8 protein-coding genes are annotated in these 12,538 nt (G+C 68.7%); 6 read left to right on the top strand and 2 right to left on the bottom strand.

Going from position 1 to position 12,538, the window contains the following annotated elements; translation table 11 throughout:
• The first annotated feature begins 44 nt into the window (after positions 1 to 44).
• Genes NM962_12190 through NM962_12180 form a run of 3 tightly spaced genes read left to right on the top strand, consistent with a single transcriptional unit; the run spans position 45 to position 4,997 of the window.
• Positions 45 to 2,651 carry an ATP-binding cassette domain-containing protein gene (locus tag NM962_12190; GenBank protein UVO10798.1) on the top strand — a complete coding sequence of 869 codons (2,607 nt, stop codon included), beginning with the start codon at positions 45 to 47 and terminating at the stop codon, positions 2,649 to 2,651.
• Positions 2,648 to 4,387, top strand: a complete 1,740-nt coding sequence (locus NM962_12185) for an ABC transporter ATP-binding protein/permease (GenBank protein UVO10797.1) — start codon at positions 2,648 to 2,650, stop codon at positions 4,385 to 4,387. The genes NM962_12190 and NM962_12185 overlap by 4 nt, the downstream gene beginning before the upstream one ends.
• A gap of 25 nt (positions 4,388 to 4,412) precedes the next feature.
• Complete coding sequence (locus NM962_12180) at positions 4,413 to 4,997, top strand: DUF3060 domain-containing protein (protein ID UVO10796.1); 585 nt, start codon at positions 4,413 to 4,415, stop codon at positions 4,995 to 4,997.
• A gap of 15 nt (positions 4,998 to 5,012) precedes the next feature.
• Here NM962_12180 and NM962_12175 read toward each other — a convergent pair whose 3' ends face one another.
• Positions 5,013 to 6,551 carry an AMP-binding protein gene (locus NM962_12175; GenBank protein UVO10795.1) on the bottom strand — a complete coding sequence of 513 codons (1,539 nt, stop codon included), beginning with the start codon at positions 6,549 to 6,551 and terminating at the stop codon, positions 5,013 to 5,015.
• An 87-nt stretch (positions 6,552 to 6,638) separates the two neighbouring features.
• Here NM962_12175 and NM962_12170 point away from each other — a divergent pair, with 87 nt between their 5' ends.
• From NM962_12170 to NM962_12160, 3 genes are all read left to right on the top strand, one after another.
• Positions 6,639 to 10,064 (top strand): amino acid adenylation domain-containing protein, encoded by a 3,426-nt coding sequence (locus NM962_12170; GenBank protein ID UVO10794.1) that lies wholly within the window; start codon positions 6,639 to 6,641, stop codon positions 10,062 to 10,064.
• A gap of 167 nt (positions 10,065 to 10,231) precedes the next feature.
• Entirely contained in the window at positions 10,232 to 11,266 is a 1,035-nt protein-coding gene (locus NM962_12165) for a hypothetical protein (protein ID UVO10793.1), read from the top strand.
• A 51-nt stretch (positions 11,267 to 11,317) separates the two neighbouring features.
• The gene (locus tag NM962_12160) at positions 11,318 to 12,004 is read left to right on the top strand and encodes a cutinase family protein (GenBank protein ID UVO10792.1); all 687 of its coding nucleotides are present in this window, start codon (positions 11,318 to 11,320) and stop codon (positions 12,002 to 12,004) included.
• 9 nt (positions 12,005 to 12,013) lie between these two features.
• On the opposite strand, the gene NM962_12155 is transcribed toward NM962_12160, so the two are convergent.
• Complete coding sequence (locus NM962_12155) at positions 12,014 to 12,403, bottom strand: nuclear transport factor 2 family protein (protein UVO10791.1); 390 nt, start codon at positions 12,401 to 12,403, stop codon at positions 12,014 to 12,016.
• Positions 12,404 to 12,538: the final 135 nt, after the last annotated feature.

The following is a 12,538-nucleotide window of genomic DNA, read 5'->3' as shown; positions in this document are numbered from 1 at the left end:
AGCCCGATTCCGCGGGTTGGGCCACCGTTGGCGAAAGGACCGTGATGGCGCGCGGCTTGCAGGGTGCGATTCTGCGGGGCTTCGGTGCTCGAGACCACACCGTAACGGTGCTTGAGACCAGCTGGATTACTCCACATTGCATCCGGGTCTGGATGCATTCACCCACCCTGTTCACCGACGCGGCCGTCGAGCCCAGCGCCTGGCTGCGGTTCTGGTTCCCGGACCCGGACGGATCGGACACCGAATTCCAGCGCGCGTACACCATCGCCGAGGGCGACGCCGAGAGCGGACGCTTCGCGGTCGACATGGTGCTGCACGAACCGGCCGGGCCGGCCACCCGCTGGGCCCGCACCGTGGAACCCGGAGCCACTATCGCGGCGATGTCGCTGATGGGCTCGTCGCGCTTCGAGGTGCCCGACGCCGACGCGCAGCCCGCCGGCTACCTATTGATGGGGGACTCGGCGTCGATACCGGGAATCAACGGAATCATCGGCACCGTCGCACCTGAGGTACCGATCGAGCTCTACCTCGAACAGCACGACGACGACGATCTGCTGATCCCGCTGCGTGAGCACCCCCGGCTGCGGGTGCACTGGGTGCCCCGCTGTGACGCGAACTCGCTGGCCGCGGCGATCGAGGCCCGGGACTGGTCGGACTGGTATGCCTGGGCCACGCCGGAAGCCGCGACGCTCAAGGCACTGCGGACCCGGCTGCGCGACGAGTTCGGTTTCCCCAAATCCGAGATCCACGCGCAGGCCTACTGGACCGCCGGACGTGCCATGGGCACCCAGCGCGGCCCCGAGAAAACCGCGGCCACCCAACAAGTGCCGTCGACTCTGCCGTCACCAGACAAAAGTGCGAGTGAGGCGCCTGGTTCATGCGGTGAGCGCACAGTCAGCGCGAAGGGGGCGTGGCGTGCGCAGGCCGCGGGTCGGCTGCTCGGTCCGCTGCGGGTGCCGCTGATCATCTCCGGTGTCCTGCAGGCCCTGGTCACGCTGCTGCAGTTGGCCCCGTTCGTGCTGCTGGTGGAGCTGGCCCGACTGTTGGTCGCCGGCGCCGACGAGTCACGGCTGTGGACGGTCGGAATCGCCGCACTCTCCTTGCTGGGCTTGGGCACCCTGCTGGGCGCGGGACTGACGCTGTGGCTGCACGTCGTCGACGCCCGCTTCGCCAGCGCGCTGCGGACCCGATTGCTGAGCAAGCTGTCACGGCTGCCGCTGGGCTGGTTCACCGCCCGCGGATCCGGCTCGATCAAGCAACTGGTCGCCGACGACACCCTGTCGCTGCACTACCTGGTCACCCACGCCATCCCCGATGCCGTCGCCGCCGTGGTGGCACCGGTCGCGGTGCTGGTCTACCTGTTCGTGGTCGACTGGCGGGTGGCACTGGTGTTGTTCGTGCCGGTGCTGGTCTACATGGTGCTGATGTCGGTGATGATGACCCAGTCCGGCCCCAAGATCAGTCAGGCGCAACGCTGGGCCGAGCGGATGAACGGCGAAGCCGGCACCTACCTGGAGGGTCAGCCGGTGATCCGGGTGTTCGGCGGCGCCGCCGCCTCCACCTTCCGCCGCCGCCTCGACGAGTACATCAACTTTCTGGTGGACTGGCAGCGGCCCTTCATCGGCAAGAAGACGCTGATGGATCTGGTCACCCGCCCGTCGACCTTCCTGTGGCTGATCATGCTGACCGGCACCCCGCTGATCATCTCCGGCCGAATGAACCCGGTGAACCTGCTGCCGTTCCTGTTGCTGGGCACCACCTTCGGTGCCCGCCTGCTGGGCATCGGTCTGGGAGTCGGCGGTATTCGCGGCGGCATGCTGGCGGCCCGGCGGCTACAGATCGCCCTGGACGAACCCGAACTCGCCGTCGAGCAGCTTGATTCAGCGCCGGTAGACGCGCCCGGGACGGTGCGCTTCGAGGCAGTCACCTTCGGCTATCGCCCGGGTGTTCCGGTGATCCGCGACGTGTCGTTGACGCTGCGGCCGGGCACGGTGACCGCACTGGTCGGCCCGTCGGGCTCGGGTAAGTCGACCCTGGCCGCGCTGCTGGCCCGGTTCCACGACGTCGAGTCCGGATCGATATCGGTTGACGGTCAAGACATCCGGTCGCTGACCGCCGACGAGCTCTACCGCCGGGTGGGGTTCGTCCTGCAGGAAACTCAGCTGGTGCACGGCAGCGTGCGTGACAACATCGCGCTGGCGGTTCCGGATGCCACCGACGAGCAGGTGCAGGCCGCCGCCCGTGAAGCCCAGATCCATGACCGGATCTTGCGGCTGCCCGACGGCTACGACACCGTGCTCGGTGCCGCCGCAGCGCTTTCGGGCGGGGAGCGGCAGCGGCTGACCATCGCCCGCGCCATCCTCGCCGACACGCCCGTGCTCATCCTGGACGAGGCCACCGCGTTCGCCGATCCCGAATCGGAATACCTGGTGCAGCAAGCGCTGAACCGGTTGACCCGGGATCGCACCGTGCTGGTGATCGCCCACCGACTGCACACGATCACCGGTGCCGATCAGATCGTCGTGCTTGACCACGGCAGCATCGTCGAACAGGGCAGCCACGATCAGTTGCTGGCCGCGCAGGGACGCTATTTGCAACTGTGGGAGACCGGCCGCGCCGCAGTCACCGTCGGTGCGGAGGCGAGCCGATGATCCGCACCCTGATCCAGCTGATTCCGCACGACCGCCGCGGCCGGATGTTCGGCTACGCCGCGTTGACGTTGGCGTCGGTGGCGGTGCGGGCGGCGGGAACCGTGTTGCTGGTCCCGCTGGTGAGCGCGCTGTTCTCCGAGGCTCCGAGTCGAGCGGTGGCCTGGCTGGGCTGGCTGACGGTGGCGACCGTCGCGGGTTGGCTGATCGACTTCGCATGCGCCCGAATCGGATTCGACTTGGGCTTCGCCGTCCTCGATCACACCCAACATGACGTGGCCGACCGGCTGCCGGGCGTCCGGCTGGGCTGGCTCACCGCGGAGAACACTGCGGATGCGCGACAGGCGATCGCTGCCACCGGCCCCGAACTGGTGAGCCTGGTGGTCAACCTGCTGACCCCGCTGATCAGCGCGATCCTGCTGCCGCCGGCGATAGCACTGGCCCTGCTCGGGGTGTCCTGGCAACTGGGCTTGGCCGCCCTGGGCGGGGTACCGCTGATGCTGGGGGCGCTGTGGGCGGCCAACCGGCTCAGCGCCCGCGCGGACGCCGCGGCCGGCGACGCCAACACCGCTCTGACGGAACGAATCATCGAGTTCGCGCGCACCCAGCAGGCGCTGCGCGCGGCGCGGCGCGTCGAACCTGAGCGCAGCACCGTCGGACAGGCGCTGAGCGCCCAACACGGCGCGGCGATGCGGCTGCTGCTCATGCAGATTCCGGGGCAACTGCTGTTCAGCCTGGCCAGCCAGGGCGCGCTGATCCTGCTGGCCGGCAGCACCACCGCGCTGACCGTGACCGGCACGCTGAGCGTTCCAGAGGCCATCGCGTTAATCGTGGTGGCGGCGCGCTACCTGGAGCCGTTCACCGTCATCAGCGAGCTGGCGCCGGCTTTGGAGTCGACGCGGTCCTCCCTCGAGCGGATCCGCGCGGTGCTCACCGCGCCCGAGGTGACGGTCGGCACCGGCCGCGCCCCGGAGGACGCCGACGCCACGCGGATCGAGTTCGACGACGTCACGTTCGGCTACGACTCGGCGGGCGCCCCGGTGCTCGACAGGGTCAGCTTCACCCTGCAGGCCGGCACCACCACGGCCATCGTCGGACCGTCCGGTTCGGGCAAGAGCACCATCTTGTCCCTGATCGCCGGACTGCATGAGCCCACCGGTGGACGGGTGTTGCTTGACGGGGTGGACGCCACCGAGCTGGACGCCACGACACGGCGGGCCGCCACCAGCGTGGTGTTCCAGCATCCGTACCTACTCGACGGCACGATCCGCGACAACGTTCTGGTCGGAAACCCTGACGCCGATCAAGAATCTTTACAGCGGGCCACCGAACTGGCCCGCGTCGATGAGCTGGTCGCCCGACTGCCCGACGGCACCGACACTCGGGTGGGAGAAGCCGGCGCGGCGCTGTCCGGTGGTGAGCGCCAACGGGTCAGCATCGCCCGGGCGTTGCTCAAACCCGCACCGGTGCTGCTGGTCGACGAGGCGACCAGCGCGCTGGACACCGAGAACGAGGCCGCGATCGTCGCCGCGCTGAGCTCCGAACCGCGCCCGCGCACCCGGGTGATCGTCGCGCACCGGTTGGCCAGCATCTCCCAGGCCGACCGAGTGCTGTTCGTCGACGACGGCCGGGTCGTCGAGGACGGGACCATCGACGAATTACGCGCGGCCGGAGGACGTTTCGACGAGTTCTGGCGACAGCAAAACGATGCCGCCGGATGGCAGATCCACGCCGGCTAGTACCCACCTGTGCGATCATTCAGGCGTGAACGCCGACGATGACCCCGAGGCCCGGATACGGGAATTGGAGCGGCCGCTGTCGGACTCCGCCGGGCCAGTGGAACTCACCGCCCCGTCGGGCGCCGTCGACGGACAGGCACCGCCCGGGTCAGGCAACAGCCGGGGTCTCGCCATCGTCGTCACTGTGATGGCAGCAGTAGTGGTGATGGCCGGAGCATTCGCAGTGTTCCTGTTCGCGCATGACTTGACCGGGTCCGAGCCGGGGCGCCCCACTACACCCAGCGGTTTCACCCCGATACCGTTGCCGTCGGGGGCGGCGCCACCGGCTATCCCGGTGCCGGACAGCAGTGTCACCATCACCATCGCCGGGGCCGGGGAGAACAAGACCCTGGCCTGCGACGGCCGCTACGTGTCGGTGAGCGGGGTCAGCAACACGGTGGAACTCACCGGCCAGTGCGCCGGTCTGACGGTGTCGGGCATCGGCAACGTCATCACCGTCGACTCGACGCCCAAGGTCACGGCGTCCGGCCTCAACAACAGGGTCACCTACCGCTCCGGGAACCCGGAAGTGAGCACCTCGGGGTTCGACAACGTCGTCGAGCGTGGCTAGGTCAGCGAATTCGGTTCAGCCGAGCTGGCGGACCAACGCCTTCTTGTCGATCTTGCCGACCGCCGTGACGGGCAGCGTTGGCAATGCCGCCAGCTGATCGATCCGGACGTGAGTAGCGACCCCGCATTCGTCGAGGTGACGGTTCAACTCTGCCAGCGTCACTTGTGCGCCATTGAACACAACTGCAGCGCAGACCTTTTCGCCCAAGTACTGATCCGGCAGACCGACTGCGGCAGCCGATCGAACCGCCGGATGCGCCAGCAGATGCGTCTCCAGCTCGTCGGCAGCGATGTTCTCGCCGCCGCGGACGATGACGTCCTTGATCCGCCCGGTCACCTCCAGGTAGCCATCGGCCAGCCGGCGGACGCGGTCCCCGCTGCGGTAGAAGCCGTCCGGACTGAAGGATCGCTCATTGGCCTCGGCCGCGTTGTAGTAGCCGTTGATCGTGTAGGGCCCGCGCACCATCAGCTCACCCTCGGACGCCTCGGCACCCTCCTCGTCGACCACCCGCAACTCGTCATCGGCGCACAACGGCCGGCCCTGCGTGGTGTCGAGCAACTCCGCGGCGTCACCGGGCCGGGTGTAGCAGAGCAACCCCTCGGCCATGCCGAACACCTGCTGCAAGCCCGGCGTCAGCGCCTCCCGAATCCGCCGCGCATCGCCCGCGGCCAGCTTGGCGCCGCCTACCTGCAGCAACCGCAGCGTGGTCGGCTTCTGCGGCTCCCAGTCGCAGGCTTGCGCCCACAGCGTGGCCAGCGCCGGCACCAGTGCGGTGACTGTCACCCGGTGACGGGCGATGGTGGCGAACGCCGCTTCCGGGCTGGGATCGGCGCCGAAGACCGTGGCCGCGCCCACCGACATGGCGCCCAGCAACCCAGGGCAGGCCAGTGGAAAATTGTGGGCGGCCGGTAACGCCGCGAGGTAGACGTCGTCGGAGGTCAGCTCGCATAGCTGCGCGCTGGCGATGGCGTTGTAGACGTAGTCGTTATGGGTGCGGGGGATCAGCTTGGGCATGCCGGTGGTCCCGCCGGAGACCAGCAGCAGCGCCGGCGCGGCCGGATCGGGGGTGACTCGCGGTGCGGGGGAGCCCTCGGACGCATCGTCGAGGATGAGCCGCCTCAGCCCCAGTTCGGCAGCCATCGCCGGGTAGTCGAATCCCGCAGTGGCGTCAGGGATCACGATCCCGACCGCGTCGCTGATCGTGGCCAGATGCCCGATCTCGGCAGCACGGTGCCCGGGCAGGCACAGCACCGGGATGGCGCCCACCCGCAGCAGCCCGAACAGCGTGATGGCGAACGCGCAACTGTTGGGCAACTGCAGCAACACCCGGTCCCCGGCGCCGACACCCAGCCGGTGCAGACCGGCCGCCGCGCGATCGGCGGCCGCATCCAACAGCGCATACGACAGCGTCGTGCCCCCATCGATCACCGCGGGCCGCTCGGGCCAGCGCGACGCTGCGTCGTCGAGCAGCGATGCCAACGGCCGCCCGTTCCAGTAACCGGCCGCGCGGTAGGCGGCGGCCCGCTCGTCGGGAAACGGTACGAACCCGTGCATGTGTGCTCCCTGGCTTACCGGCGGCCGAACCTAGATAGAGTAGCTTCGAGAAATTAGGGCAGCCTAACGAAGGGTGGGAGTGGCGCCGTGGGGCCGGACGAGATACGCGCACAGGTCGCTGACCTGCTCGGCGCCGACGCCAGTGCCGTCGATCCCGAGGCCGACCTGGTCGGACAGGGTCTGGACTCAATCCGGATGATGAGCCTGGCGGGCCGTTGGCGCAAACAGGGCATCGACGTCGACTTCGCTGCGCTGGCCGCCGACCCGCGCATCGCCGCCTGGCAGGCGCTGGTGGGCGACCGGGGCGAACCCGCACCCGCCACCGCGCCGACGGACGAGCCGAGCGATGCCGCCGCACCGTTTCCGCTGGCTCCAATGCAGCACGCCATGTGGGTGGGACGCGACGACGACGTCGCACTCGGCGGAGTGGCCGGACACCTCTATGTCGAGTTTGATGGGCCCGGCATCGAGCCGGACCGGCTGGCCGCTGCCGCAGCCGCGCTGGCCACCCGCCACCCGATGCTGCGAGTGCAGTTCTCACCCGACGGCACTCAACACATCCGGGCCGATGCCGAACTTCCCGTCGCGGTGCAGGACCTGCGCGCATTGGACGCCAGCGAGGTGGCCCAGCGGCTGGCCGCCACCCGGGTGGCGAAATCGCATCAGCAACTCGACGACGCGGTCTTCGAGCTCACGGTGTCGTTGCTGCCGGATGGCACCGCGCGTCTGCACGTCGACCTGGACATGCAGGCCGCCGACGCGATGAGTTACCGCACCCTGATGGCGGATCTGGCCGCCGCCTACCGGGGAGAGACGTTGCCGGAGCTGGGCTACACCTATCGGCAGTACCGCCACGCCACCGCCGACCGCCAACCCGACGAGAACCACCGCCAGTGGTGGGCGCAGCGCATCCCCGAGCTGCCCGACCCGCCCAAGCTGCCGCCGCCCGCCGGGGCTCCGACCGACCCGCGCCGCAGCACCCGGCGGTGGCACTGGCTGGACCCGGGCACGCGCGACGCGCTGTTCGGTCAGGCTCGCGCGCACGGCGTCACCCCGGCCATGGCCCTGGCCGCCTCGTTCTCCCACACCCTGGCCAGTTGGTCGGACGCACCGCGCTTCCTGCTCAATGTGCCGCTGTTCGGCCGGGAACCGTTGCACGACGACGTCGACCGGCTGGTGGGTGATTTCACCTCGTCGCTGCTGCTGGATGTGGACCTGAGTCAGGCCAGCACCGGCGCGCAGCGCGCGCACGCGGTGCAGGACGCCATGCGCACCGCCGCCGCGCACGCCGACTATCCCGGATTGGCGGTGCTGCGTGACCTGAGCCGCCACCGCGGCACCCAGGTGCTGGCGCCGGTGGTGTTCACCAGTGCGCTGGGACTCGGGGAGCTGTTCGCCGATGAGGTCACCGGCGCGTTCGGCACCCCGGTGTGGATCATCTCCCAGGGTCCGCAAGTGCTGCTGGATGCGCAGGTCACCGAGTTCGACGGTGGCATCTTGGTGAACTGGGACGTGCGTGAGGACATGTTCGCGCCGGGCGTGATCGACGCAATGTTCGCCCATCACATCGCCGACCTGACCCGGCTGGCCGGCGGCGACGGCTGGGAGCAGCCGGTACCGGCAGCATTACCCGCCGACCAGGCCCAGGTGCGCGCGTCGGTCAACGCAGGCAGCGCAGAACCGAGTGGGGAAACGCTGCAGGACGGGTTCTTTCGCCAGGCCGACCGGGATCCCCAGGCGGTCGCGCTGCTGCATGATTCGGGGGAACTGAGCTACGGCGAGCTACGCGTCCAGGCGTTGGCGGTGGCCGCAGCCCTGCAGGAGCGTGGCGTCCGACCCGGTGACACCGTGGCGCTGCTGGGTCCCAAGGGAGTTGACCAGATTCCGGCGCTGCTGGGCATCCTGGCCGCCGGGGCGGTCTATCTGCCGATCGCGGCCGATCAGCCGCCCGAGCGCCGAGAGCGGATCCTGGGCCTGGGCGGTGCGGTGCTGGCCCTGGCGACCGGGAACGCACTGCCCGCGTTGGAGATTCCGGTGGTGGCCGTGCCCGATGCCCTGCAGCACCCCGGTGCAGTACAGCCGGTTCGCACCGATCCATCCGGGCTGGCCTATGTGGTGTTCACCTCTGGCTCCACCGGCGAGCCCAAGGGCGTCGAAGTCACCCACGACGCCGCCATGAACACCATCGAAACACTCAGCGCTCGTTTTGGATTCGCTCCGAGGGACCGCAGCCTGGCGCTGCTGACCCTGGACGCCGACATGTCGGTGCTCGACGTCTTCGCCATGCTGCGCGCCGGGGGAGCGATCGTCATGGTCGATGAAGCCGACCGGCGCAGCCCCGAAGTGTGGGCGCAGCTGGTGGCGCGGCACCGGGTCAGCGTGCTCAACCTGATGCCGGGGGCGCTGGAGATGTTGGCCGCCACCGGCGGCGAACTGTCTTCGGTGCGTGCGGTGTTGACCGGCGGCGACTGGGTGCGCCCGGAATTGGCGCGGCGGTTTGCCGTGGTGGCGCCCGGGGTGCGGTTCGCCGGGCTGGGTGGGGCGACCGAAACCGCCATCCACGCCACGCTGTGTGAGGTCGAGGGTGATCCGCCGGCGTGTTGGGCCGCGGTGCCCTACGGCACCCCGCTGCCCAACATCGCCTGCCGGGTTGTCGGCGCCGACGGAGCCGACCGCCCGGACTGGGTGGCCGGCGAACTGTGGGTCACCGGACGCGGCATCGCCTCGGGCTATCGCGGGCGGCCCGACCTGACCGCCGAGAAGTTCGTCGAGCACGACGGCCGAACCTGGTATCGCACTGGCGATCTGGCCCGCTATCTTCCCGACGGCACTCTGGAGTTCGTCGGCCGCGCCGATCACCGGGTCAAAATCAGCGGCTATCGCATCGAACTCGGTGAGGTCGAATCCGCACTGCGCCGGCTGCCCGGGGTCGCCGAGGCGGTGGTGGTGGCGCTCACCGAGCCCGGCGGGCGTGAGGTGTTGGCCGCTGCGGTGCGCAGCGCCGATCCCGCGGTAACCGCTGCCGGATTGCATGCCGGGCTGGCCGAGTCGCTGCCCGAGCACATGATTCCCCGTCAGCTGCAACTGGTTTCGGCGATTCCCTACACCCTCTCGGGCAAGATCGACCGGCGGGCGGTGACGGCCGAACTGGCCGCGGCGATGGCGGCCGGCGACGGCTACCGCGAACCGGCCGGCCCGCTGCAGCGCGCCCTGGCCGCGATCATCGCCGAGGTGCTCGGCGCCGCCCGAGTCGGGGCCGACGACGACTTCTTCGCCCTGGGCGGCGATTCGGTGCTGGCCACCGCCACCGTGGCACGCATCCGCACCTGGCTGGACGCTCCCGGCGCGGTGGTCGCCGACATCTTCGCCACCCGAACCGTCGCAGGGCTGGCTGCTCGGCTGGCTGCTGCTGAGGCCGACCCTGGTCGGTTGGACGCGGTCGCGGAGGTGTATCTGGAAGTGGCACAGCTTGATTCGGCGGAGATTGCCGACGCGCTGGCCGACATCGACTGACCCGGCTCGTCAATTTTGCTCGTGGCGTTCCATGCCTCGAGCAAATCACAAGCAGGCTCTACGAAAACATGCAGCTAAGGCAAGCCAACCCTACTTTATATTAGGCAAGCCTCACATGTATTTGGCGTTTGCCGAGGCCCTGTTCACGTACTTGCGAAGGAGATCTCATGCAGTCAGTTCCCGGCCTCATCCGCGCCGATCGCACCTTCAGTCGAGTCGGGCCGCTCGTGTGCGCCGGCCTGGCGTTGGCGGGTTCCGGCTTGGCCGTCGTCGGTTCGTCGGACGCTGCGGGGTCCGCGGTTGAACACCTGGCGGTGCGGCTCACCAGTGGATTCGATGACGTGACGGCGGACTACCAGGCGGTATTCGCTGCTGCGTCCACCAACCTGCAACAGCTTTTCAGCGACGCCCAGGCGGCGAACTCAGCGCTGACCCAAGAGCTCACCAGCACGTTCTCCGGTTATAGCGATGCCATCAGCAACGCGCTGAGCGGCGCGGAGACCGGCCTGCAGAACTCCCTCGATGGCGGCTGGCACGGCGGCGACGACGGCTATGTCTTCGGGTTGTTCGGCGGAACCGTGACGGACCCGAGCACCGGTGTCAGCGAGACTGGCAGCACCCTGCAGGAGATCACGGCCGCGCTCCAGCAGGGAAACGCGTTCCAGGCGTACAGCTATTTCGACGAGTGGTCGCTGGAGACGCTGGACCACACCCTGAAGCCTTTGCTCAACCCGATTCTCACCGTCACCACCCACGGAGTGACGACGCCGTCGGTGATCTCCGAGGAGCTGCCGAAGTTGACCGCCATCTACAACGAGTTCTTCACCTACACGAACCTGAAACACCTCGGCGATGCCCTGATGGCTCCGCAGATCGGTGTGGCATTCGGGTTCACCAGTGACCTCGACACGATCGGCACGGACCTGTCGTCGGGCAATTTCAGTCAGGCGGCGATCGACATCTTCAAGTTGCCCGCCGATACTCTGGGCGACCTGCTCAACGGCTACGCCCAAGTCAACCCCTACGACGGCAACGACCACCCGTTCACGGGCCTGCTCAACGACGGCAGCCTGCTGCAGGACCTGCTGGTGACCTGGCCGCAGATGCTTGCCACGGCGCTGGGTGCTACCGCGGCGGACACCGGCAGCGCGGTGGCCGCGGCCGGCGGTGATGCCTTGGACGGTCTGTTGGGCCTGTTGTGATCCAGGAAAAACGGCAGGTGAACGTCGTCGCCGTGTGCCAGCATCGGTGATATGAACGCGCGCCGATCGCTGCTATTGCTCGGTATACCGGTGGTGTCGGCGTTGGCCGCGCTGCCCAGCGCCCCGCTCGTCCCCTCCGCCTCGGCCGCCAGCTGTCCCGACATCGAGGTGACCTTCGCTCGGGGGACCGGCGAAGCGCCCGGCGTCGGCGCGGTCGGCCAGAAGTTCGTCGATGCCCTGCGCTCGCAGGTCGGCGGGCGGTCCGTCGAGGTGTATGCGGTCAATTACCCGGCAGGCGAGGACTGGCCGCCGTCGGCGTCTGACGGCGCTGGTGATGCGAACGCGCACGTTCAGTCCATGGTGGCGACCTGTCCCAACACCAAGCTGGTGCTCGGCGGCTATTCGCAAGGCGCCATGGTCATCGATCTGATCACCATTGCGCGGGCATCGGTGGCAGGCTTCAACGCCGCGACCTTATCTGAGGAGGAGGCCGCACACGTGGCTGCGGTTGCGGTATTCGGCAATCCCACCGACCGGTACCTGGGCGGACCGATCAGCGAGATCAGCCCCTGGTACGGAGCCAAGGCCATCGATCTGTGTGCCGAGGGCGATCCGGTCTGCACTCCGGGAGCCCTGGCGTTGCCGTCGCATGACGAGATGTTCTCCGCGCCGCACCTGTCCTATGCGCAGTCGCCGATGCCCGGTCAGGCCGCGGGCTTCGTGGCGAGCCATCTCTGACGGCGGGGCTTACCCGACTATCTCTGAAGCCCAGTACTCACGCAGGCTGGCGATTCGCTCACCGGCGAATTCCAGGATGGCGACTTCCCGCATCCGCTTGCGCACGTTCTGGACGCGGTCGTCGAACGTCGCCTCCCACTCGGCGATCGCCGTGGTGCCGTCGCTGGCGATGTAGAGGTTGAGGAGCCAGGCATCGATGTTGGCCTGGCCCTCGACGACCTTGCTCTGCCAGTAGTCACGGATTCCGGCTCGGTTGCGGATCGGTTCGCCCAGCACCCGCTCCTGGTAGGTGGCGTCGTCGGTGAAGATCGTGACGATGAGCTCGGGGTCTTGTTGCGTCCAGGCTCGCAGGTAGGTATCGATCGTGGTGCGGACGTCCATCAGGGGAGTGTGGCCCACGGCGCGGCCGCACCTTCGCCGAACGTGCATTCAGGGCGAGGAATGGCGCAGAAAATCGCTCTCAGTGCACGCTCGACGCAGCGGCGGGCCTCGGCCATCCCGCAGACGCCCGGATTTCCGGCCGGCCGCCGGTCG

Source organism: Mycobacterium sp. SVM_VP21 (genome assembly GCA_024758765.1).
In the GTDB taxonomy this organism is placed as follows: Bacteria; Actinomycetota; Actinomycetes; order Mycobacteriales; family Mycobacteriaceae; genus Mycobacterium; species Mycobacterium heraklionense_C.
Note: the sequence above shows the minus strand (reverse complement) of the source record. Positions and strands in the feature narration are given on the sequence as shown.